The 21317-nt window shown below is 57.0% G+C and carries 19 protein-coding genes; 6 read left to right on the forward strand and 13 right to left on the reverse strand.

Annotated features, from left to right (window positions below; genetic code table 11):
* Nucleotides 1-97: 97 nt before the first annotated feature.
* From IV01_RS10365 to IV01_RS10355, 3 genes are all read right to left on the reverse strand, one after another.
* Nucleotides 98-736 carry a peroxiredoxin gene (locus IV01_RS10365; protein WP_032629372.1) on the reverse strand — a complete coding sequence of 213 codons (639 nt, stop codon included), beginning with the start codon at nucleotides 734-736 and terminating at the stop codon, nucleotides 98-100.
* Nucleotides 737-896: 160 nt separating this feature from the next.
* The gene (locus IV01_RS10360; RefSeq protein WP_032629373.1) at nucleotides 897-2252 is read right to left on the reverse strand and encodes an OprD family porin; all 1356 of its coding nucleotides are present in this window, start codon (nucleotides 2250-2252) and stop codon (nucleotides 897-899) included.
* A 915-nt stretch (nucleotides 2253-3167) separates the two neighbouring features.
* Nucleotides 3168-3608 (reverse strand): hypothetical protein, encoded by a 441-nt coding sequence (locus IV01_RS10355; protein WP_032629374.1) that lies wholly within the window; start codon nucleotides 3606-3608, stop codon nucleotides 3168-3170.
* On the opposite strand from IV01_RS10355, the gene trmL reads away from it, so the two are divergent.
* Entirely contained in the window at nucleotides 3607-4062 is a 456-nt protein-coding gene (gene trmL / locus IV01_RS10350) for a tRNA (uridine(34)/cytosine(34)/5-carboxymethylaminomethyluridine(34)-2'-O)-methyltransferase TrmL (protein ID WP_032629375.1), read from the forward strand. The two genes, IV01_RS10355 and trmL, sit on opposite strands and share 2 nt — an antisense overlap.
* A 206-nt stretch (nucleotides 4063-4268) precedes the next feature.
* On the opposite strand, the gene secB is transcribed toward trmL, so the two are convergent.
* From secB to IV01_RS10335, 3 genes are read right to left on the reverse strand one after another with little or no spacing between them, the layout of a single operon-like run.
* A complete protein-coding gene (secB, locus tag IV01_RS10345; protein WP_032629376.1) occupies nucleotides 4269-4754 on the reverse strand; it encodes a protein-export chaperone SecB in 486 nt (161 codons plus the stop codon).
* 40 nt (nucleotides 4755-4794) lie between these two features.
* A complete protein-coding gene (gene grxC, locus IV01_RS10340) occupies nucleotides 4795-5049 on the reverse strand; it encodes a glutaredoxin 3 (protein ID WP_032629377.1) in 255 nt (84 codons plus the stop codon).
* A gap of 1 nt (nucleotide 5050) precedes the next feature.
* Nucleotides 5051-5464 carry a rhodanese-like domain-containing protein gene (locus IV01_RS10335; RefSeq protein ID WP_032629378.1) on the reverse strand — a complete coding sequence of 138 codons (414 nt, stop codon included), beginning with the start codon at nucleotides 5462-5464 and terminating at the stop codon, nucleotides 5051-5053.
* Between the two features lie 206 nt (nucleotides 5465-5670).
* On the opposite strand from IV01_RS10335, the gene gpmI reads away from it, so the two are divergent.
* From gpmI to IV01_RS10315, 4 genes are all read left to right on the forward strand, one after another.
* The gene (gene gpmI / locus IV01_RS10330) at nucleotides 5671-7203 is read left to right on the forward strand and encodes a 2,3-bisphosphoglycerate-independent phosphoglycerate mutase (protein WP_032629380.1); all 1533 of its coding nucleotides are present in this window, start codon (nucleotides 5671-5673) and stop codon (nucleotides 7201-7203) included.
* Between the two features lie 152 nt (nucleotides 7204-7355).
* The gene (locus IV01_RS10325) at nucleotides 7356-8678 is read left to right on the forward strand and encodes a murein hydrolase activator EnvC family protein (protein ID WP_032629382.1); all 1323 of its coding nucleotides are present in this window, start codon (nucleotides 7356-7358) and stop codon (nucleotides 8676-8678) included.
* A 30-nt stretch (nucleotides 8679-8708) separates the two neighbouring features.
* On the forward strand, nucleotides 8709-10031 hold the full coding sequence (locus IV01_RS10320; protein ID WP_032629383.1) for a S41 family peptidase: 1323 nt from the start codon (nucleotides 8709-8711) through the stop codon (nucleotides 10029-10031).
* Between the two features lie 3 nt (nucleotides 10032-10034).
* On the forward strand, nucleotides 10035-10823 hold the full coding sequence (locus tag IV01_RS10315; RefSeq protein ID WP_032629384.1) for a divergent polysaccharide deacetylase family protein: 789 nt from the start codon (nucleotides 10035-10037) through the stop codon (nucleotides 10821-10823).
* A gap of 239 nt (nucleotides 10824-11062) precedes the next feature.
* On the opposite strand, the gene IV01_RS10310 is transcribed toward IV01_RS10315, so the two are convergent.
* On the reverse strand, nucleotides 11063-11839 hold the full coding sequence (locus IV01_RS10310; RefSeq protein ID WP_032629385.1) for a substrate-binding periplasmic protein: 777 nt from the start codon (nucleotides 11837-11839) through the stop codon (nucleotides 11063-11065).
* Nucleotides 11840-12054: 215 nt separating this feature from the next.
* Between IV01_RS10310 and IV01_RS10305 the strand changes: the two genes are divergently transcribed.
* On the forward strand, nucleotides 12055-15534 hold the full coding sequence (locus IV01_RS10305) for a S1 family peptidase (protein WP_032629386.1): 3480 nt from the start codon (nucleotides 12055-12057) through the stop codon (nucleotides 15532-15534).
* A 425-nt stretch (nucleotides 15535-15959) separates the two neighbouring features.
* On the opposite strand, the gene hisF is transcribed toward IV01_RS10305, so the two are convergent.
* The 6 genes from hisF to IV01_RS10275 all read right to left on the reverse strand — a co-directional run bounded on the left by hisF (nucleotide 15960) and on the right by IV01_RS10275 (nucleotide 21202).
* Nucleotides 15960-16730: an imidazole glycerol phosphate synthase subunit HisF gene (hisF, locus tag IV01_RS10300; RefSeq protein ID WP_032629387.1), complete on the reverse strand. Its 771-nt coding sequence runs from the start codon at nucleotides 16728-16730 to the stop codon at nucleotides 15960-15962.
* A gap of 134 nt (nucleotides 16731-16864) precedes the next feature.
* On the reverse strand, nucleotides 16865-17602 hold the full coding sequence (gene hisA, locus IV01_RS10295) for a 1-(5-phosphoribosyl)-5-[(5-phosphoribosylamino)methylideneamino]imidazole-4-carboxamide isomerase (protein ID WP_032629388.1): 738 nt from the start codon (nucleotides 17600-17602) through the stop codon (nucleotides 16865-16867).
* Nucleotides 17603-17736: 134 nt separating this feature from the next.
* Nucleotides 17737-17997, reverse strand: coding sequence for a DUF2164 domain-containing protein (locus IV01_RS10290; RefSeq protein ID WP_032629389.1), 261 nt, complete (start codon nucleotides 17995-17997; stop codon nucleotides 17737-17739).
* Nucleotides 17997-18635 (reverse strand): imidazole glycerol phosphate synthase subunit HisH, encoded by a 639-nt coding sequence (gene hisH, locus IV01_RS10285; protein ID WP_032629390.1) that lies wholly within the window; start codon nucleotides 18633-18635, stop codon nucleotides 17997-17999. Before hisH ends, IV01_RS10290 begins: the two co-directional genes overlap by 1 nt.
* Nucleotides 18635-19228, reverse strand: coding sequence for an imidazoleglycerol-phosphate dehydratase HisB (gene hisB / locus IV01_RS10280; RefSeq protein ID WP_027898918.1), 594 nt, complete (start codon nucleotides 19226-19228; stop codon nucleotides 18635-18637). The genes hisH and hisB overlap by 1 nt, the downstream gene beginning before the upstream one ends.
* A 312-nt stretch (nucleotides 19229-19540) precedes the next feature.
* Complete coding sequence (locus IV01_RS10275) at nucleotides 19541-21202, reverse strand: OFA family MFS transporter (protein WP_032629391.1); 1662 nt, start codon at nucleotides 21200-21202, stop codon at nucleotides 19541-19543.
* Nucleotides 21203-21317 lie beyond the last annotated feature (115 nt).

The raw sequence follows: 21317 nt of genomic DNA on the forward strand, positions 1-21317 counted from the left end.
TGTGGGATTGCCCGCCGTGTGACAGACGCTTTTACGCCCATAAAAAAGGGCCGACGAATCGGCCCAAGCAAACCCCCAGCTGTCGTGGAAGGGTGAATCAGCGATTCGGTTGCGGAGTCAGGCGCAGGTACGGGGTGACGGCCTTGTAGCCTTTGGGGAAGCGTTGCTTGATCTCGTCTTCATCCTTGAGCGAAGGCACGATGACCACGTCATCGCCGTCTACCCAGTTGGCAGGCGTTGCGACTTTGTAGTTGTCGGTCAGCTGCAAGGAGTCGATGACCCGCAGAATTTCATGAAAGTTGCGGCCGGTGCTGGCTGGGTAGGTGATGGTCAGGCGGATCTTCTTGTTCGGATCGATCACGAACAGAGAACGCACCGTCAGGGTGTCGCTGGCGCTGGGATGGATCAGGTCATAAAGATCAGACACCTTGCGATCAGCGTCCGCCAGGATCGGGAAGTTCACCAGGGTGTTCTGGGTGGTGTTGATGTCATCGATCCATTTGACATGGGAGTCAACCGGGTCGACCGACAACGCAACGGCTTTAACGCCACGCTTCTCGAACTCATCCTTCAGCTTTGCGGTGAAGCCCAGCTCGGTGGTGCACACTGGGGTGAAATCCGCCGGGTGGGAAAACAGGACGCCCCAACTGCTGCCCAGCCATTCGTGAAAGCTGATGCGGCCTTCGCTGGAGTCCTGTTGAAAATCAGGGGCGATATCGCCAAGTCGCAGGCTCATGGGTGTAGCTCCTTGTCAGCGGGTGAGTGAAGCCAACTGTGCCCGAGCCTGATGCGAATTAAAAAGAATAGATAACGCTTTGCATAGCACTGGAAGAAATAACAAACCGCAGACAAAAAAAACCCCGCCGAAGCGGGGTTCCTTGTTCAACTGACCCGGCTTATTTGAAAGCGTAGGTGTAGTTGAAGATCACACGAGTTTGATCGGCATCGGTAGCGCCACTCAGATCCGAATCAGCACGGTACGAACCGTGACGAACTGTAGTGCCGAAGCCTTTCAAAGGACCGCTCTGGATAACGTAGTCAACACGCACGTCGCGCTCCCACTCGGAGAATTCACGGCCAAGAGTACGGTTGGCAGCAATACCTTTGATGTCGTCGCCATGCAGGTAAGCGATCGAGGTCTTCAGGCCTGGGACGCCAAGACGAGCGAAGTCATAGGAGTACTGACCGAACGTGGTGTTAGTGCCCGCGCGATTAAAGCCGTTGATCATGGAGTCAGTGAACAGGTAGAAGCTATTACCGCCGTTACCTTCGTTACTGCCAGAGCTCAGACCATTCTTGGTGACGTTGCCGTTGCTCATGTAAGCAATACCGCCATCGTCGCCCACTTGCTGGTGACCAACCAGGAATGCATGGCCGCCCAGAGAGTAAGTGAACATCGCGGACCAGGTCTGGTTATCAACTTCGCCAGCGTGCTTGGCGTAGCCGCCGTTGTTGTTGAAGGCGTAGCCGGCGTCGCCGTTCTTGCCATCTTTGCTGCTATTGAAGTACCGCAGGTCAGTCTTGAACGACTGGTCTTCACCCAGTGGCAGAACGTGTACCAGACCCAGGAAGTGCTGCTTGTAGAAGTCTTCCAGGTTGGCGTAGTAGTACTGCAGGGTCAGTTCTTTGGTAACTTTCCAGTCGCCACCAGCGAAGCTGAAGTTATCGCTACCCTGGCTAGCGCCAGCCATGCCCATGTCGCTCCAGTTACTGGAAGCACGACCAATGGTTTGGCTCAGACGACCCGCAGTCAAGGTAACGTTGTCGATTTCCTTGGTGGACAGGATGCCGCCTTCAAAAGCCTGAGGCAGAAGACGTGAGTCGTTTGATACCAGGATTGGCAGGTTTGGTGCCAAGGCGTTACCAAGGCGAAGTTCAGTTTTCGAGAAACGGGCCTTGGCGTTACCACCAATGCGAGTCCACTCGTCAACGGAAGAGCCGTCGCTGTCAGTAGGGGTAATACCGCCGTTCGCAGCGTGGTGACCACGACCGCCATCCAGGTGAATACCAACCAACGCCTGAACGTCCAGACCAAAGCCAACGGTGCCTTGGGTGAAGCCGGACACGTAGTCGAATTTCAGGCCAGTGGCTGTCTCTTCGTTACGGTTTGCAGTGCCTTCACGTGGATCGCTGTTGAAATACAAAGTACGCGAGCTAACGGACGCTTTGCTGTCTTCGATGAAACCTGCTGCACTAGCCTGCTGAGCCATGACGCCTACGGCGATTGCCAGGGCCAGAGTTGACTTCTTCATGTATCGCTCCTCGTGAATCTATATTTTTTTATGATCCCTGGTGCCGAGGCCTTAGGCGCTCTGACCCATGGATTTGCGATTAGCGCCAGACCCGACCTTTTGAGTCAATGATCAACAGGCGCCACAAGACTAATTGACTACACCGTGTGTTTCGGTGGGTCGCAGGGTAGTGAACATTTTACAAATCGAAAAAGAATTATTAAGAAGCTTTTAAGATCTGTCGGTTATATGCCATCACCTTGTTGGATCCTTCCGCTCCTGAGTGTATCGAGCTGTTTCACTAATTCCTAAAAAATATTTCACTGCCGTTCGTCAGATCTTTCTGATGGGTAGACGCAACAGGCGTAATAAGACCCTACAGTCATGTAATCGCTCGGCTATAACCCCGGCCGAAATGGACTGAAGCCCTTTAAAATCGGTAGCTCTGAGAGGGGTAGCGGCAATTGTGACAATTGCCACCACTCGAGGAGGTATCAGCTTGTTATGCGAAGGATTTTTTTTGTAAATACGGCGAAAAGGTGTCTTGTCTGACAATTTCATGCACGAGAAAACGTGGTTTTTGAAGCATCGCCGCGAACAAAGGCGCTACGGCGCTGTCGGCAACAGACTGCCAAGTCGCTAGAAAATGACAAAAAGCGTGCATCAGGATAGTTTTTCGCACCACAACGAGGCGCGCATTTGTACAGGTTGTTTCCTGCTTTGGCAGTGGCATGCAGCGTTAATGAACCGGACGCGACAGCGCAGAAGAAGTCACCCCTCACTGAAACCCTTGTAATCAAAGGCCTGAGGGCGATAACAGATACTCGAAGCATTTCTTTTCGACACTAAAACCCAAAACTGGCACGCCCTCTGCAATAGGTTACGTATCACCAGTTTTGGGGACCTTGGTACAGGCAGGCCGGGGATTCCCCTCTTTTATTCCTCTCGGAGACTGACCTCCAGTCTCCAGCGCCCGTCCACCTCCGCACCGCGCAAGTCGCCGTGCAGCGGGCGGGCCGCCAGCAGACTCAGTAGCAAATCACTCTTATCCCTTTCCAGCTTCCAGCGAACGTCTTTTCCGTCGACTTTGATTTCCCCACGCCATGGCTGACCGGCCGAGGTAAAGCGCATTCTGACGATACCGTCCTGATGCTCGGCGGCGACTTTCGGATCGTGGTTGAACCAAAGCACCAGCCCGGTTGGTTGCTCTTCGATTTGCAGCAGTTCCAGCGTCGCGGGCTCGGTCAAGCGGCCGATCATCAAGCCCACCATCAAACCGACAATTGCCATCGAACCCAGAACTCGCGGCCATAGCTTCGGCCGCGGGTCCTCTTCGGGGGTAGAATGCTCCCCGTCCTTCAGTTCGGAGCCGTGCATGTTTCACGTCATCCTTTTTCAACCAGAAATTCCGCCGAATACCGGCAATGTCATCAGGCTGTGCGCCAATACCGGCAGCACCCTGCATTTGATCGAGCCTTTGGGCTTCGAGCTGGATGACAAGCGCCTGCGCCGTGCTGGCCTCGACTATCACGAGTACGCCACGCTGCAGACCCATACCGACCTCGCCAGCTGCCTGGAAAGCATCGGCCACCCTCGCCTGTTTGCTTTTACCACAAAAGGCTCGCGGCCCTTCCACGATGCAAGCTTTCAGGACGGTGACGCTTTCATCTTCGGCCCTGAAAGCCGCGGCCTGCCCGCCGAGGTTCTTGATGCGCTACCCAACGATCAACGCCTGCGCCTGCCCATGCGCGAAGGCTGCCGCAGCCTGAACCTGTCCAACACCGTTGCGGTGGCTGTGTATGAAGGGTGGCGGCAGTTGGGATTCAAGTAAGACTGAGCCTTGCGCAAAGCCCTGTGGGAGCGGTGCTTGCCCGCGATGAACGATGACGCGGCCTGACTTTAGAACGCATTCAGCCTTATCGTCGGAATGCCGCCCAGACCAAGCACCGCTCCCACAGTTCTTGTTCCAACCAAAAACCGCATTTACACCCCACAAAAAAGCGCCCCTAAAGGCGCTTTTTCAGTCCAGCTCAACACTTACTGAACAGTAGGTGTCTCGCCAGCTTCTTGCATGCGTTGCAGTTCTTGCGCGTACAGGGCGTCGAAGTTGACCGGCGACAGCATCAGCGCCGGGAACGAGCCGCGTACAACCAGGCTGTCGATGGTTTCGCGAGCATACGGGAACAGGATGTTCGGGCAGAAAGCACCCAGCGTATGGCTCATTGCGCCTTGGTCCAGGCCTTTGATCAGGAAGATACCGGCTTGCTGGACTTCAACGATGAAGGCTACTTCGTCGCCGTTGTTAACGGTGACCGACAGGGTCAGCACGACTTCGTAGAAGTCACCTTCCAGCGCTTTCTGACGTGTGTTCAGGTCGAGGCTGACGGTTGGCGTCCATTCCTGACGGAAGATCGCCGGGCTTTTTGGCGCTTCGAACGACAGGTCGCGAACATAGATCCGCTGCAGGGAGAATTGCGGCGATTCGTCTTCGGCTACAGCGCCGTTGGTCGGTTGATCAGTCATCTCGAATCCTTCTCAATTGAGGTCTAGTAAGGGGTTGAATTCAGGCTTGCAGCAGCGCATCAAGCTTGCCTGCGCGCTCCAGCGCAAAAAGGTCGTCGCATCCGCCTACGTGGGTCGAACCGATCCAGATCTGTGGCACCGAAGTCCGCTTGGCCTTGTTGGCCATCTCGGCGCGAACTTGCGGCTTGCCATCGACTCTGATCTCTTCGAAAGCCACGTTCTTGCTCTTCAGCAGCTGCTTGGCACGAATGCAGTAAGGGCAATAATCGCTGGAATAGACGATGACTTCAGCCATTTCACTTCACCAGAGGCAGATTGTCGGCACGCCAGCTGGACACGCCGCCGGACAGTTTGGCGGCAGTGAAGCCGGACTTGAGCAGTTCGCGAGCCACAGAACCGGCCTGCTGGCCCACGGCGTCTACGATGATCAGAGTCTTGGACTTGTGCTTTTCAAGCTCGGCAGTGCGGGTCAGGACCTTGTCATTCGGGAAGTTCAGGGCGCCCACGATGTGGCCTGCCGCGTAATCCTTGGTGGAGCGAATGTCGATGACCACGGCCTGATCCTTGTTCACCAGGGCAGTGAGTTCACCGGTGCTCAGGCTGCGACCGCCCTTGCTCAGCTCGTAGGCGATCAGCATGCCCAGCAGGATGACGAAAGCGCCAGTGATCAAATAGTGGTTCGTTGCAAATCCAATCAGGTGCTGAAGCATCAGTAGGTTCCAGGGCGTTAAAATGTCGGCCAGTATACACAGCACCCATGGCGGGCCAAAGCCCGTACAGCGATGAGGCAGAATGCATTGGCCGCGCATCGTACCCGAACCGACAACTCCGGCATCGCGGCTCGCAATTGCGGATCAACAGCCCCTAAAATGCCGGTCCAATTTATAACTTACTTCACTAGCCACGAGTGGGATCTATGACTACCACGCCAAAACCTCTGGTGCTGATCATTCTGGACGGCTTCGGACACAGCGAGAGCCACGAAGGCAACGCCATTCTGGCAGCCAAAATGCCGGTGATGGACCGCTTGTACAAGTCGATGCCCAACGGCCTGATCTCGGGCTCAGGCATGGACGTTGGCCTGCCTGACGGACAGATGGGCAACTCCGAAGTCGGGCACATGAACCTGGGTGCCGGGCGAGTGGTTTATCAGGACTTCACCCGCGTGACCAAATCCATTCGCGACGGCGAGTTCTTCCAGAACCCGACCATTTGCAATGCCGTCGACAAAGCGGTTGGCGCAGGCAAGGCGGTGCATATCCTTGGTTTGCTCTCCGATGGTGGCGTTCACAGCCATCAGGATCACTTGGTCGCCATGGCTGAACTGGCCGCACAACGTGGCGCAGAAAAGATCTACCTGCACGCCTTCCTCGACGGTCGCGATACGCCGCCGCGCAGTGCCAAAGCGTCCATCGAACTGCTGGACTCCACCTTCAGCCGTCTGGGCAAGGGCCGCATCGCCAGCATCATCGGCCGCTACTTCGCCATGGACCGTGACAATCGTTGGGACCGCGTCGCACAGGCCTACAACCTGATCGTCGATGGCGACTCGCAATTCCAGGCCGCCAGCGCCGTAGAAGGCCTGGAAGCGGCTTACGCTCGCGACGAGAACGACGAGTTCGTCAAAGCCACCAGCATTGGTGACAAGGTCCGGGTCGAAGACGGCGATGCCGTGGTGTTCATGAACTTCCGTGCCGACCGCGCCCGGGAAATCACCCGCGTGTTTGTCGAGGACGATTTCAAGGACTTCGAGCGCGCCCGCCAGCCGAAGGTCAACTACGTAATGCTGACTCAGTACGCGGCCAGCATCCCCGCCCCGTCGGCATTTGCGGCCGGCAGTCTGAAAAACGTGCTGGGCGAATACCTCGCCGCCAAAGGCAAGACTCAACTGCGCATTGCGGAAACCGAGAAATACGCTCACGTGACGTTCTTTTTCTCGGGCGGCCGTGAAGAACCTTTCCCTGGCGAAGAGCGCATCCTCATTCCTTCGCCAAAGGTCGCCACTTACGACCTGCAGCCGGAGATGAGCGCGCCGGAAGTGACCGACAAGATCGTGGACGCCATTGAACATCAGCGCTACGACGTGATTGTCGTCAACTATGCCAACGGCGACATGGTCGGGCACAGCGGCATCATGGCAGCGGCGATCAAGGCGGTTGAATGCCTGGACGTGTGTGTAGGTCGCATCACTGAAGCCTTGGAGAAAGTCGGCGGCGAAGCTCTGTTGACCGCTGACCACGGCAACGTCGAACAAATGACCGATGACCACACCGGTCAGGCGCACACCGCGCACACCTCCGAGCCGGTGCCGTTCATTTATATCGGCAAGCGCAAGCTGAAAGTCCGTGAAGGTGGCGTGCTTGCCGACATCGCGCCCACCATGCTGGAGCTGATGGGGCTGGAGAAACCGGAAGAAATGACCGGTCACTCGATCCTCGTCGCGGAGTAAAACCCGCAACCGGCATGTCGAACCGCGGCATGCCGGTTTTTTTATTCTGTATTTGTAGGCATGGCCTCCAGCGAGGCGTTTTTTTCGCAACGTAGGGCGGGCATACTAGGCCTGTCATTTTTTCTCACAATTGCTCGGTATCGCCCACCCTCATGCTTCGCGCCTTGATCACCCTTGTTTTGATCTGCCTGCTCAATCCGGCTTTTGCCGATGATGAGCGCGCGCAAACCCAGAAACAGATTGACGCTGCGCGTCAGGACGTCGCCGAACTGCAAAAAGCCCTGGGCGACCTGCAGAAAGAGAAAGCCGGCGTGCAGAAGGACCTGCGCGGTACTGAAACCGAAATGGGTAAGCTGGAAAAGCAGGTCGAGGTCCTGCAAAAGGAACTAAAAAAGACCGAAGTCGAGCTCCAGCGGCTCGACCATGAAAAAAAGAAGCTGCAGAGCGCTCGCGTTGAACAGCAACGCCTGATCGCCATTCAGGCCCGGGCTGCGTATCAGAGCGGTCGGCAGGAATACCTCAAGCTGTTGCTTAATCAGCAACACCCGGAGAAGTTCGCCCGCACCCTGACTTACTACGATTACATGAGTCAGGCGCGTCTGGCTCAGCTGCAGGCGTTCAACGAGACCTTGCGCCAACTGGCGGGCGTAGAGAAAGACATCGATCTGCAACAGGCACAACTGCTGGTGCAGAAGAGCAGCCTTGAAGAACAGCGTGAAGAACTCGACAAGGTTCGACAGGAGCGGCAGAAAGTCCTGGCCAAGCTCAATAACGATTACAAGGCTCGCGACCAAAAACTCCAATCTCGACAGCAGGATCAGGCGGATCTGGCTAAAGTCCTCAAGACTATTGAAGAGACGCTTGCCCGCCAGGCCCGCGAAGCTGAGGAGGCGCGGCAGAAAGCATTGATTGCTGCACGCGAGGCTGAAGAAAAGCGCCAGCGTGAAGCCGAAGCCCTTGCCAAAAACAACAGCCGCGACGACAGCAGAACCGATAGCGATGACGCCCCGAAACGCCCGGTCAAAGCGCCCGGACCGATGGTTTCCAGCGCAGGCGCTTCCTATGGCGGTGCTTTTGTTAGTGCCAAAGGAAAACTTCCCTGGCCGGTTGATGGTCGATTACTCGCACGCTTTGGTGATGCGCGTGGCGACGATGCCCGCTCCACCTGGGACGGCGTAATGATCAGCGCTTCGGCCGGCAGTCAGGTTCATGCCGTGCACGGTGGTCGGGTGGTGTTCGCAGACTGGTTGCGTGGCGCCGGGCTTCTGGTCATTCTCGACCATGGCAACGGCTATTTGAGTTTGTACGGTCACAACCAGTCGCTGCTTAAAGCGGCTGGTGACATTGTTAAAGCAGGTGAGGCCATCTCCACGGTCGGTAACAGTGGCGGACAGGACACCCCAGCGTTGTATTTCGCTATTCGTCAGCAGGGTCGCCCCAGTGATCCGGCCCAATGGTGCCGCACTCAAGGATAAGTCGGTATCAACTTCAGGAGTTCGTTAGACATGCCGTATCTGTCCCGCCTCACCTCGCTGGCTCTCGCGATTGCCGTGGTCATCGGCGCACCTCTGGCTCAGGCTGCTGAAGTCAAGGCAAAACCTGCCGACATCCCGTCTGCGGCGAGCAATGCCAAGGCGCCTTTGCCCCTGGAAGAGCTGCGCACCTTTGCCGAGGTCATGGACCGGGTGAAGGCCGCCTACGTTGAGCCGGTTGACGACAAGACCCTGCTGGAAAATGCCATCAAAGGCATGCTCAGCAACCTTGACCCGCACTCGGCTTACCTCGGCCCGGAAGACTTCCAGGAATTGCAGGAAAGCACCAGCGGCGAGTTCGGTGGACTGGGTATCGAAGTTGGCGTCGAAGATGGCTTCGTCAAAGTGGTCTCGCCCATTGACGATACTCCGGCTTCCAAGGCGGGCATTGAAGCGGGCGACCTGATCGTCAAGATCAATGGCGCACCGACGCAAGGTCAGACCATGCAGGAAGCGGTCGACAAGATGCGCGGCAAAATCGGCGAGAAGATCACTCTGACGCTGGTACGTGACGGCGGTAATCCGTTCGACGTGACGCTGGCCCGGGCGACCATCCAGGTCAAGAGCGTCAAGGCGCAGATGCTCGAGAACGGCTACGGCTATATCCGCATTACCCAGTTCCAGGTCAAGACCGGCGACGAAGTCGGCAAGGCGCTGGCCAAGTTCCGTAAAGACAACAGCAAGAAAATGAGCGGGCTGATTCTCGACCTGCGCAACAACCCTGGCGGCGTGCTGCAATCGGCGGTTGAAGTGGCTGACCACTTCCTGACCAAGGGCCTGATCGTCTACACCAAAGGCCGCATCGCCAACTCCGAACTGCGCTTCTCGGCGGATCCGGCCGATGCCAGCGAAGGCGTACCACTGGTGGTGTTGATCAACGGCGGCAGCGCTTCGGCATCGGAAATCGTTGCCGGCGCATTGCAGGATCAGAAACGCGGCATCCTGATGGGCACCGACAGCTTCGGCAAAGGCTCGGTACAAACCGTGTTGCCGCTGAATAATGATCGCGCTCTGAAAATCACCACGGCGCTGTACTACACGCCTAACGGTCGCTCGATTCAGGCTCAGGGCATCAACCCGGACATCGTTGTGCGGCGTGCCAAAGTCACCAACGAAACCGACGGCGAAAACTACAAGGAAGCCGATCTGCTCGGTCACCTGGGGAACGGCAATGGCGGCGCGGACAAACCGACCGTCAAAGGCGGTGCCAGCAAAGCGCGTCCTCAGGATGACGACTTCCAGCTGAGCCAGGCCCTGAGCCTGCTCAAGGGCCTGAGTATCACGCGCGGCAATTGAGCCATGCGTCTGCTTCTGTCACGTTGCTTGCTGGTCGTCACTTGCCTGGCTGGCGCTGCTCATGCAGCGCCAGCCGAGCAGGCGAAAACACCTCGCACGGCTTACCTCACACTGATCATCGATGACCTGGGCCAGAATCCGGCCCGGGATCAGCGCGTGCTGAATTTGCCCGGCCCGGTCACCCTGGCCATCATGCCTGATACGCCGCATGCTGCTGAGTTCGCACGACAGGGTCATCGCGCGGGCAAAACGGTGATGCTGCACATGCCCATGGATCCGGCCACCGGCCCATTCGCGTGGCATCCCGACCTGCCATTGGCAGAGCTGGAAAGCCGACTCAACGCTGCCCTGCTGAAAGTCCCTTACGCCGCAGGCATCAACAACCACATGGGCAGTCGCATGACCGCCGAACCCGTCGCCATGGGTTGGCTGGTGGCCGAGTTGCAGCGGCGCCATCTGTTTTTTGTCGACAGCCGCACCAGTGCAAAAACCGTGGCTGCCGCCCAGGCGCAGAAAATCGGCCTGGCCAGCGTGTCGAGGGATGTATTCCTCGACGACGAGCGCACCGCAGAAGCCATCACCCGGCAACTGAAGATCGCGATTGAGCTGGCTCACAAGCAGGGTTCGGCAGTGATGATCGGCCATCCCTACCCGGTGACACTGGATGTGCTGGAGCGAGAAATGCCACGCCTCAAGGCCCAGGGCATCGACTGGATTGACGTGCGCCGAATGATCAGCGTGCGCGGCAATCAGGCCATGGCCGGGCATGGTAAAGACGGGGTTTATCGTTGAGCGAGAACAGACAGCAGCTTCGGTGAACCCCGCACTGGTGGGAGACTCCATGTTGCTCACAGGCGGATCTGACGACGTGGGACCGGCTTTAGCCGGGAAGGCAGGATTTCAGGCGATACATTTCGCGTGGCTGTACTGGCCTCTTCCCGGCTAAAGCCGGTCCCACGTCGACTCGACAATCTGCGGCGCAGACCAGGCACCGCGCACACTTCAGATCGCATCCAGCAGGTCAGTTCGACTCAACGATACCGCCCCAGTATTTTCTCGACACTGCCTTCGGCTCGCAGTTGATCCAGCGCGGTTTGCAGTTTGTTGACCACTTCATCTGGCGTTTCTTTGTTCAGCGCCAGGTACAAGTCAGCGTGGTGAAAGCGCAGCACGGTCTTGAGCCCGGTAACGCCTTCCATTCTGGCGAGATAAGGGCCGGTCGGATCACCAGCGGCCCAGAGATCGATCTGGCCGTTAACGAGCTTTTTCGCGTTGTCCTGATCTCGCAGCAACAGGATGGGTTTCAACCCCTGGGCCAGCAGCCGCTCGCCGATGGCATCACCTTTGTAAGCACCGATGCGGTAGGCCTTGGCCTGCTCGAGAGATGTCAGTTTGATCGGGCTGTCAGCTTTGGCCAGCATGATCCAGTCGTAGGCCCCCACCGGACCGACCCATTTGAAAAGCGCTTCACGCTCGGGCAAACGTGCAGTGGAGAACACGCCGTAACCGGGTTTCTCCAGAGCCAGTTTGTAGATGCGCTCCCACGGGAAGCGCAAGGTCATGCTGTAGCTGACGCCAGCACGCCTGAACGTCTCGCGCACCACCTCTGAAGCAATGCCTTCGATGTTGCTTTCCTGAGCGAAATTTTTACCGTCAACCGCCATGTTGTAAGGCGGCAGGTTTTCCGTCATCAGCACGATAGTGTCGGCACTTGGCACGTCGATGGCATCGTCGGCTGCCGCGAGCTCGGTTGCCCCAGTCAGTAATGCGCTAAAAGCAGTTAGTGCAAAAAAACGAGATCTGAACATAAGCATCTTCCTGACGCGGACAGCGCACAGAGTGCAGTGCTGCAAAGGGCTTGTCCAGCTACACAGCGCGCACCGCAGGGCGATAAACGACGACGGTTCCACGCAACATCCTGTCAACTATTGCCCCTGCAACATCATGATCTCGCCCGACCTGCTTCCTAGACTTCGCCCGCCAACCCAGTGGGGGATGGCAAGTCTAATAGGAGTATTGATCAATGGGCCAGGCTGTAACCCAGGCACTGACAAGGTCTTCAACACAGACGGCGTCCGCCTATGTCATCGCAAAAAATAACGCCCCAAGGGCGAGGTTATCAGGTCTGAGATCTCAAATCTGCGGCGTGCAGAACACTATTACCGGGCTCGCACAGAAGCTCGAGGCGGATAAACCGGGCTGCACAACTCCTCACCGGTTCAGCTGGACGGAATCCGTCATGAACATGGTGCACAGTAATTATTTTAGAGACCCGAAAGATCGTCTCGCTAACGAACGGATGGCACTGTTTCAGGCAAAGGAACATCTGGACGCGCTGCGAAAGGAAGTCGAGCCTCTTGAAGAAGCCGATTTAATCTTTAAAACCAACAAAAAAATCGTAAAAAAAGAAGCGCGTATTGCTGAGTTTGAAGCCCAAAAAAAACCTACACACGATGACCGAAAAAGCATAGACGCCCTGCGCGCCGAACTAGACGAGCTGCGCACAATTCGCGACACCTTGTTGATCAAACATACGGGCAGGACACTGGCTATGCATGCCGAGGCAGGGATGCCTCTCGAGCAAATGTTACAAGTATGCGACCTCAGTCAACCGGCAAAAATGCTTTGTAATACCATTGAATGGATAACGACACCACACATGGTAGCCGGTGGCCCAGGCACTCTTGCACTGCCGGGACTCGAGGCTGCAAATACGACCTCGCTTTATTCTGACGCCCCTTTGTCGCAAGTCCCCAATGGCACTTCCTCAAACGTCGAGACCGGACCGAGGCAATTGCCGCTCCAGTTGTGGGCGGTTCCCCAAGGGGCAGCCCCTACTCCAACAACCTCAAACAACCCACCAACTATCATCACCCCGCCCTCGGCAGGGGCTGTCGCTGACGAGCAGCAACGGCAACGGGCCGACCGCCTGATTGATGAAATCATTACCTCAATGCCAAACTCCGGCTACATGCCTCAGGATGGCAACCACGATCCGGTATTGGCGCTGGCGGTACAGACCAAAGACTGGCCTGCCTATGCCAAGCTCGAGGTGCTTGATGCCAAGGGTCAGCATCTGGCGACCTTTGGCAAGCAAGCCGCCAGCAGAACCAATCAAACCATCACCCTTCAACGCCGCAGCAACGGCGAATACGTGAATGCCCACGACCCCCATCAGAGCGCATCCAACCAGGAGCAGCTGCTGACCTTGCTCATTCAGAATCAACCCCGAAACTCCCAGCTCGGCCGCGGCGGAAACTTCTGGGGCAGTGACACGACAGCGGGAAGAATCGTGACCCTGCGCCAGCAAATCGCCGACCTGGCCAAGGCTGAGCGTCCCGAGCTGTTCAAGGCTGTGATCCACAGCAGTTGCAGCCAGACAGACCCCGGCCTGCCTGCTGCGGTCAAAAACAGGTTCATGCCTCTGGAGCGCTCACCGACCGGCACAGAACTGATGCGCAAGCTGCACAGCGAGAACCCTCACTTGACCCCGGCCCGTCTCACCGAGCTATTGAACGCATCACCGCTGTCCGCTACCGAGCAAAACGTCTACCTAGAATCCGGCCATCTACCCACGGCTTTTAACCTGAACAAGGCCCGGATCGAGCAAGCGGTGCAACATGAGCTGGCCGTGGATGCGGTCTATCACACCCGCACCTACAACCCACAGGCCGATGCGTTGCTTAGAGATGCGACAACACAGGAACTGCTCAAAGTTAATCGAAACCTGAGGATTTTCGGCAAAGGGGAAACCTTTGATACGCAGACAGCAAAAGCTGGAGACGTGATCCTGCGTGACTACGGCAATGGAGTCTATTGGGCTTACGACGTACCGAACGCCCAATATATTGAGGTCAATGCCGATACTGACAGCTTCTTCCGGGCTATCGCCTCGGTTCTGCAACCCCATGAACATCGGGCACTGGGCATGACAGGCGAACCGGATGTGCGCGGGTTTCGTGAGCACATGGGTAAGGTGGTCGAACAATCACCGTCGAACTTTCACCTCCCAAGCAGCAGTCCCATGCCTGCGACGACAGCCTCTACAACTGCGACTACATCTACACCCACATCGCCTCCCGCACCTTCCCCATCTGGAACTCCAACCCCAGTTAAAGACTTCGGTGCTGGGATGACCAACGGCGCACCCTCTACTGTTTTGCAAAATGCGAATGGTCAGAATGACCACCTGCGAGGGATCGCTCGCTTAACTCGCAGCGATGGATATGTGTGTACCGCCACACTGCTCGACACAGCCCCCGCGGCCACTGAAACAAACACCCCTGCATATATGTCGACGGCAGCCCACTGCGTGGACACCGGGATCGGAGCCATTGACACTGACAAAGCGCTCACGGGCACCGTAGAATTTGGTTATTTTGTTGATACGCCTTCCCAGGTTTACCCGTTGAAACGTACCACTTACAGCAACTACCGCAATAACGATCTCGCCCTTGTCGAAATTGACACTTCCCTGCAAGCACTGAATCGCGAAGGAATCCGCCCACTCGCTATTGCCAGCCATATACCCGCTAATGGAACTGATGCAATCGTCGTGGGAGCTCCTTTCGGGATAAGACCAGGCTATCTGCGCGCCGCCGCCTGCCAGAGTCAGATTCCTGAGATCTCTGCATTTGTCGGGCTGGGGGATCGGTGGAATACGCGGCGGATGGTGACTAATCAATGCCGTGATACAAGCCCGGGTAGTTCAGGCGGCCCTGTAATGACACGCAATGGTGAGGTCTTTGGCGTGATGGCAGCCCAGAGCGTTCAGAGCGTCCAACAACCTGGAGGACGGCTACAGGAGAAATTTCTGTTCAACGTGGCGATCCCGGCAACTCACCTCAAGGATTGCTTCACCAACGGCGTATTCAATGCCAACGCTGTTAACTGCGAACTCTTCCCGGTCTTCGACATCAAACCCGACCACCCGCTTATGAGATACGCGAAAATCACACTTGATCAGGCCGGTAATCCGATTTATCCGACATGGCGTTTTACGTTCACCACCGACAAACCTTACTACCACTACAAAAGCGTCGACCATGTGGGCGAGTGCGAACAGCCGCAGGGCTATAAAGTGGCGACTGCTTCAGGCTCCAGTGAAACCATCTATGATCCCATTGGTGATCAGCCTGGAATACGTTCGCTGTGCGTAATAGGTACAACCTCGCCCGATAACCAGTTTGATCAAGGCACACTGCGTAATGCTTTCTCGTTGTCAGTCAACCTGCAGGCTGCTGGCGAACCTGAGATCCCGAACATTGAAGTTACGCACAACCGTATGAGATATACCGCAGCGGTGGAGGACAACGACAGAAAATGGAAGCAAACTTTCATGAAGTCAGGCAACCCCGACACAACCGATTGCAATAGCCCGGATAAATACACGACTACAAGTGTGCGTGTCTTCAGTCGGAAGGCATTGCCAATGAAGTTATGCGCAAAAGGTACCGATCACGCAGGCGTAGACTCCAAAGCCAGTGAAAAAATCATAAGTTAAACCACGCGTTATCCAGCCACAATTTTGAAACCCGATTACAAGCTGGTGATTCAGCGAATTAGCAGCTTGTAATCAATAGATCAGCAAGCGACCACCTCGCCCAACTGACCAACTGACCAACTGACCAACTGACCAACTCTACGCGCTGCCTGCACGCAACATCCTGTCAACCATTGCCCCTGTGCAACATCATGATCTCGCCCGACCTGCTTCCCGGACACAGCCCGTCCACTCTATAAGGGATGGACTATTGATCTGTAAACCAGACGCGGCCAAAGCTTCCAACCCAGATTGGCGTAGACATGGCTGCTCACAATCGTGGGTAAAACAAGAAGGCCACGACGGACTAACCGCCTATTTGATGGAAAAAGCTGCCGACTCACCTCGCCGGCAGCCTATTGGCAATCAGCAGCACCACTGACTTATCAACGCACCACAATCCCGCGCGCAGCCATGAAGGCTTTGGCCTCCGGCACGGTGTATTCGCCGAAGTGGAAGATGCTTGCAGCCAGCACCGCACTGGCATGGCCTTCAATGACGCCATCAGCCAGATGCTGAAGGTTGCCGACGCCACCTGAAGCGATCACCGGGATTCCCAGCGCGTCGCTGATCGCACGGGTAACGCCCAGATCAAAGCCGTTCTTCATGCCGTCCTGATCCATGCTGGTGAGGAGGATTTCACCCGCGCCGAGGTCTTCCATCTTCTTGGCCCACAACACAGCGTCCAGACCCGTTGGCTTGCGGCCGCCGTGGGTGAAGATTTCCCAGCGCGGGGTTTCACCGGGCAGGGAAACTTTCTTGGCGTCGATGGCAACGACAATGCACTGCGACCCGAAATGCTGCGCCGCTTCGGCGACGAATTCCGGATTGAACACAGCAGCAGTGTTGATCGAAACCTTGTCGGCACCCGCATTGAGCAGGTTGCGAATGTCCTGCACGGTACGCACGCCTCCGCCTACGGTCAGCGGGATGAACACCTGACTGGCCATTCGCTCAACGGTATGCAGCGTTGTATCGCGACCATCGACACTGGCAGTGATGTCCAGAAAGGTGATTTCGTCAGCACCCTGCTCATCGTAAAGGCGCGCGATCTCAACCGGATCACCGGCGTCACGGATGTTCTCGAACTTGACGCCCTTGACCACACGACCGTTGTCGACGTCCAGGCAAGGGATGATGCGTTTGGCCAGGGCCATGGGCTTAATCTCCAATATGTAGGAGCGCGCTTGCCCGCGATCGGCTGCGAAGCAGTCGTAAAATCATTGATCACACCATCGTAGGAAGGTCGTACCGACCTTATCGCGGGCAAGCGCGCTCCTACAGGAATCGCTTAGCGCTGGTAGCCGTCGCAAAGCGCCTGAGCCTCAGCCACATCCAGCGTGCCTTCGTAAATCGCCCGGCCGGTGATTGCGCCGATGATGCCTGGCGCCTTGGCGTCCAGCAGTGCGCGGATGTCGCCCAGGTTATGGATGCCGCCGGAAGCAATCACCGGAATCCGCGTCGCAGCAGCCAGGGCCGCAGTGAACGGGATGTTGCAGCCCTGCATCATGCCGTCTTTGGCGATGTCGGTATAAACGATGGCCGATACGCCGTCCGCTTCGAAGCGCTTGGCCAGGTCGATCACTTGCACGGTACTGACTTCAGCCCAGCCGTCGGTGGCAACGAAACCGTCTTTGGCATCCAGGCCGACAATCACTTTGCCGGGGAATGCACGGCAGGCTTCGGCCACGAACTCAGGCTCTTTGACGGCCTTGGTGCCGATGATCACGTAGCTCACGCCAGCCTTGACGTAGTGCTCGATGGTTTCCAGCGAACGAATGCCGCCACCGATCTGGATCGGCAGATTTGGATAACGCTTGGCGATGGCAGTCACCACGTCGCCATTGACCGGCTGACCTTCGAACGCACCGTTGAGGTCGACCAGATGCAGACGACGGCAACCGCCCTCGACCCATTTGGCAGCCATGGCGACCGGGTCATCGGAGAACACGGTGGAATCTTCCATCCGGCCCTGGCGCAGACGTACACAGGCACCGTCTTTAAGATCGATAGCGGGGATGATCAGCATGCTTTTTCCTTCGTCAAAAGAGCTCAAGAGCAGCTACAAGCCGCAAGCTTCAAGCTGCAAGTTTGCGCGCCCGACAACTTGAAGCTGGCCGTTTGCAGCTGCCTCTATTCAATTCTTGCAGCTTGCAGCTGCTTCTAGTTCTTTTCGAGTGCCCACAAATCGCTTTCGATGCTCTCGAACCTCTCTTTGAGGTGCTGCTGGGCATCGAAAATCGCGCGGTTGTAGTAATGCGGGGCAATCTCGCTGGTGAAAAACTCAAGCACCTCGGCGACTTCGAACGAACCCAGATCCAGTTCGAAGCGCTGAGAAAACAGGCGCTTGAGCTTGTCGATGGCCTGCTGCTCATGCTCCGGGCTGAGCGTCAGGATCGGCGGCTTGTTCTTGCCCTTGGCCATTACCAGCGACCGTCCCATGCGGCGAAGTTCTGCAGCAATTGCAGGCCATGGGTGTGGCTCTTCTCCGGGTGGAATTGCACGGCAAAGCGCGATCCGTCGGCCAGCGCCGCGGCGAAGTCGACGCCGTAATGGCCGCGACCGACAACCTGACGCTGATTAGCCGCATCAATGTAGAAGCTGTGCACGAAGTAGAACCGCGCCATGTCCGGAATGCTGTGCCACAGAGGGTGATCCACGGCCTGGGCCACTTCGTTCCAGCCCATGTGCGGCACTTTCAAATGCTCGCCGTCTTCGTGCAGATCCTTGCCGAAGAACTTAACCTGGCCCGGGAACATGCCGATGCAGTCAACGCCGCCGTTCTCTTCGCTGCTGTCGAGCAAAGCCTGCATGCCGACGCAAATACCGAGAAACGGACGATCCTGGCTGACCTCACGGACCAGCGAGTCGAACTCCAGACGACGGATTTCAGCCATGCAGTCGCGGATCGCGCCGACACCGGGGAATACCACGCGGTCAGCTTCGCGAATCACATTGGCGTCGCTGGTGATGTGCACACGGCCAGCGCCAACATGCTCAAGCGCCTTGGCGACCGAGTGCAGGTTGCCCATGCCGTAATCAATGACCGCGACTGTCTGCATCAGAGCACACCCTTGGTCGAAGGCATTTGCCCGGCCATGCGATCGTCCAGCTCAACCGCCATGCGCAGTGCACGTCCGAAGGCCTTGAACACCGTTTCGATCTGGTGGTGAGTGTTGGTGCCACGCAGGTTGTCGATGTGCAGCGTCACATTGGCGTGGTTGACGAAGCCCTGGAAGAATTCCTGGAACAGGTCCACATCAAAGCCGCCGACCACGGCACGGGTGTACGGCACATGCATTTGCAGGCCCGGACGTCCGGAGAAGTCGATGACTACGCGCGACAGTGCTTCATCCAGCGGCACATAGGCATGGCCGTAGCGACGGATGCCTTTCTTGTCGCCGATAGCTTTACTGAAAGCCTGACCCAGAGTGATGCCGACGTCTTCCACCGTGTGGTGATCGTCGATCTCAAGGTCGCCTTTACAGTTGATATCCAGGTCGATCAGCCCGTGACGGGCGATCTGGTCGAGCATGTGCTCTAGAAAAGGCACGCCGATATCGAATCGGGCCTTTCCGGTGCCATCCAGGTTGATCGAGGCGTTGATCTGGGTTTCCAGAGTATTACGCTCGACGTACGCCTTACGTTCGGCCATCACCAGCTCCGCAAAATCATTGGGCGAAAAAGGCGAGCATTATAGGCCTAGAACAGGCTGGCATGAAGCAAACAGAAGAAGGGAAAGGGAGAAGACGACGAATTACGGAGGGATGCTGCTTTTTGGTGCAAACAAATCGGTGTTTGTTCGGTGTATCGCGCTGCAGACTCGGGCCAATGTGGGAGCGGTGCTTGCCCGCGATAAGGCCGGACGCGATCTAAAATGAATCGCGTCAACCTCATCGCGGGCAAGCACCGCTCCCACAACACAGCGTTCCAACTTGAGGCCTGGGTTGCTAGCCTCTACAGCTGATTACTGGAACAACACCGCAGTCTTCTGCAGAGTGATCCAGACGCCCCACGCCAGTGGAATACCTACGGCCAGCCAGGCGGCAATGGCCAGCGGCTTGGTGGACGGATCAGCTTTCCACTCAAGTACCGTGGTGTGATCAGCGCCCTTGTCCATGCCATAGGATTGTTCTACAGCCAGTTCTTCATCAGTCATGAAGTACTTGTCGGCCACAGGACGAACCAGCAGGTTGCAAATAAAGCCCAACACCAACAAACCGGCCAGGATGTACAAGGTCATATCGTACGCATCGGCACGGGCAACGCCGTGGCTCAGCTGATATTCACGCAAGTAGTTGACCAGAACCGGACCGAGGATGCCCGCAGCAGCCCAGGCAGTCAGCAGACGACCGTGGATCGCACCGACCATTTGCGTACCGAACAGGTCCGCCAGGTAAGCCGGAACCGTTGCAAAACCACCGCCGTACATCGACAGGATTACGCAGAAGGCCGCGACGAACAGTGCGACGCTGCCCATGTGGCTCAGGCTTGGAACCAGGGCGTACAACAGGAAGCCCAGAGCGAAGAACACGAAGTAAGTGTTTTTACGACCCAGGTAGTCCGAGAACGAAGCCCAGAAGAAACGACCACCGATGTTGAACAGGCTCAACAGACCAGTGAAGCCCGCAGCGATGGCAGCAATCTGACCCAACTGAACAGCATCAAGCTGGTTGAACGCCAAGGTGTTGCCCAGCAGCTTGCCGGCGAACACTTCCTGCAACAGCGGCGAAGCCATGCCGAGGATGCCGATACCAGCAGAAACGTTCAGGCACAGCACCAGCCAGACCAGACGGAACTGAGGCGTTTTCCACGCAACGCTCACGTGTACGTGGCGGTTGGTGATCATCGCGTTGCTGGCTTTCTTGACCGGAGCGGTCCAGCCTTCAGGTTTCCAGCCGGTAGGCGGAACACGATAGGACAGCGCGCCGCCGAGCATGAATACGAAGTAAATCGCAGCCATTACCAGGAAGCTCTGCCATACGCCAACGCTATCAGGCGTAGCGAAGTGGCTCATCAGCGCTGCCGCCAGTGGTGCACCCACCATTGCGCCGCCGCCGAAGCCCATGATCGCCATGCCTGTTGCCATGCCGCGCTTGTCCGGGAACCACTTGATCAGGGTTGAAACGGGCGAGATGTAACCAAGCCCGAGACCAATACCACCGATCACGCCGGAGCCGACCCACATCAGCCATATCTGGTGGGTATATATCCCCAACGCAGATATCAGCAAACCACCACACCAGCACAGTGCCGAAACCACACCGGCTTTGCGCGGGCCTGCGTGCTCAAGCCAGCCACCCCAGATGGCAGCCGAGCAACCCAGGAAGATGAAGAACAGGGTGTAGATCCAGCCCAGCATGGAGATGGGCCAGTCGCACGCGGAAGAGAAGATCTGCGCGAAGAAGCTCATGTCGGGTGCGCAGGCAACCGGAGCCTTGATGCCGACCGCCTTGGACAACGGCAGCCAGAACACGGAAAAGCCATACGCCATGCCGATGCACAGATGGATAGCCAATGCCGCAGGAGGTACCAGCCAACGGTTGAAACCGGGCTTGGCGATGATGCGCTCTTTGGACAAGAACGCAGGTTGGGCGGTGGACGCGCCCAAGGCTGTGCTTGTACTCATTATTAGTTTCCCCAGATAAAGAAGCTCACAAGGTGTTCACGTTCCACCCACAGCCTCCGTGCGCGCAGGCAACGACCGTTTTATCGGCAGAGATTCCAAATACGTGACAAATCGA

The organism is Pseudomonas syringae (assembly GCF_000737245.1).
GTDB classification, from domain to species: domain Bacteria; phylum Pseudomonadota; class Gammaproteobacteria; order Pseudomonadales; family Pseudomonadaceae; genus Aquipseudomonas; species Aquipseudomonas syringae_J.

Excerpts from the sequence above, each read along its gene's own strand:
- hisF (WP_032629387.1), bottom strand. The coding sequence starts at position 16,730 with ATGGCCCTGGCCAAACGCATCATCCCTTGCCTGGACGTCGACAACGGT.
- IV01_RS10320 (WP_032629383.1), top strand. The coding sequence starts at position 8,709 with ATGCCGTATCTGTCCCGCCTCACCTCGCTGGCTCTCGCGATTGCCGTG.
- IV01_RS10325 (WP_032629382.1), top strand. The coding sequence starts at position 7,356 with ATGCTTCGCGCCTTGATCACCCTTGTTTTGATCTGCCTGCTCAATCCG.
- IV01_RS10335 (WP_032629378.1), bottom strand. The coding sequence starts at position 5,464 with ATGCTTCAGCACCTGATTGGATTTGCAACGAACCACTATTTGATCACT.
- gpmI (WP_032629380.1), top strand. The coding sequence starts at position 5,671 with ATGACTACCACGCCAAAACCTCTGGTGCTGATCATTCTGGACGGCTTC.
- IV01_RS10305 (WP_032629386.1), top strand. The coding sequence starts at position 12,055 with ATGGGCCAGGCTGTAACCCAGGCACTGACAAGGTCTTCAACACAGACG.
- IV01_RS10365 (WP_032629372.1), bottom strand. The coding sequence starts at position 736 with ATGAGCCTGCGACTTGGCGATATCGCCCCTGATTTTCAACAGGACTCC.
- secB (WP_032629376.1), bottom strand. The coding sequence starts at position 4,754 with ATGACTGATCAACCGACCAACGGCGCTGTAGCCGAAGACGAATCGCCG.
- IV01_RS10310 (WP_032629385.1), bottom strand. The coding sequence starts at position 11,839 with ATGTTCAGATCTCGTTTTTTTGCACTAACTGCTTTTAGCGCATTACTG.
- hisB (WP_027898918.1), bottom strand. The coding sequence starts at position 19,228 with ATGGCCGAACGTAAGGCGTACGTCGAGCGTAATACTCTGGAAACCCAG.
- hisA (WP_032629388.1), bottom strand. The coding sequence starts at position 17,602 with ATGCTGATCATCCCCGCTATCGATCTTAAAGACGGTGCCTGTGTACGT.
- IV01_RS10315 (WP_032629384.1), top strand. The coding sequence starts at position 10,035 with ATGCGTCTGCTTCTGTCACGTTGCTTGCTGGTCGTCACTTGCCTGGCT.
- trmL (WP_032629375.1), top strand. The coding sequence starts at position 3,607 with ATGTTTCACGTCATCCTTTTTCAACCAGAAATTCCGCCGAATACCGGC.
- IV01_RS10360 (WP_032629373.1), bottom strand. The coding sequence starts at position 2,252 with ATGAAGAAGTCAACTCTGGCCCTGGCAATCGCCGTAGGCGTCATGGCT.
- IV01_RS10275 (WP_032629391.1), bottom strand. The coding sequence starts at position 21,202 with ATGAGTACAAGCACAGCCTTGGGCGCGTCCACCGCCCAACCTGCGTTC.
- grxC (WP_032629377.1), bottom strand. The coding sequence starts at position 5,049 with ATGGCTGAAGTCATCGTCTATTCCAGCGATTATTGCCCTTACTGCATT.
- IV01_RS10290 (WP_032629389.1), bottom strand. The coding sequence starts at position 17,997 with ATGGCCAAGGGCAAGAACAAGCCGCCGATCCTGACGCTCAGCCCGGAG.
- hisH (WP_032629390.1), bottom strand. The coding sequence starts at position 18,635 with ATGCAGACAGTCGCGGTCATTGATTACGGCATGGGCAACCTGCACTCG.
- IV01_RS10355 (WP_032629374.1), bottom strand. The coding sequence starts at position 3,608 with ATGCACGGCTCCGAACTGAAGGACGGGGAGCATTCTACCCCCGAAGAG.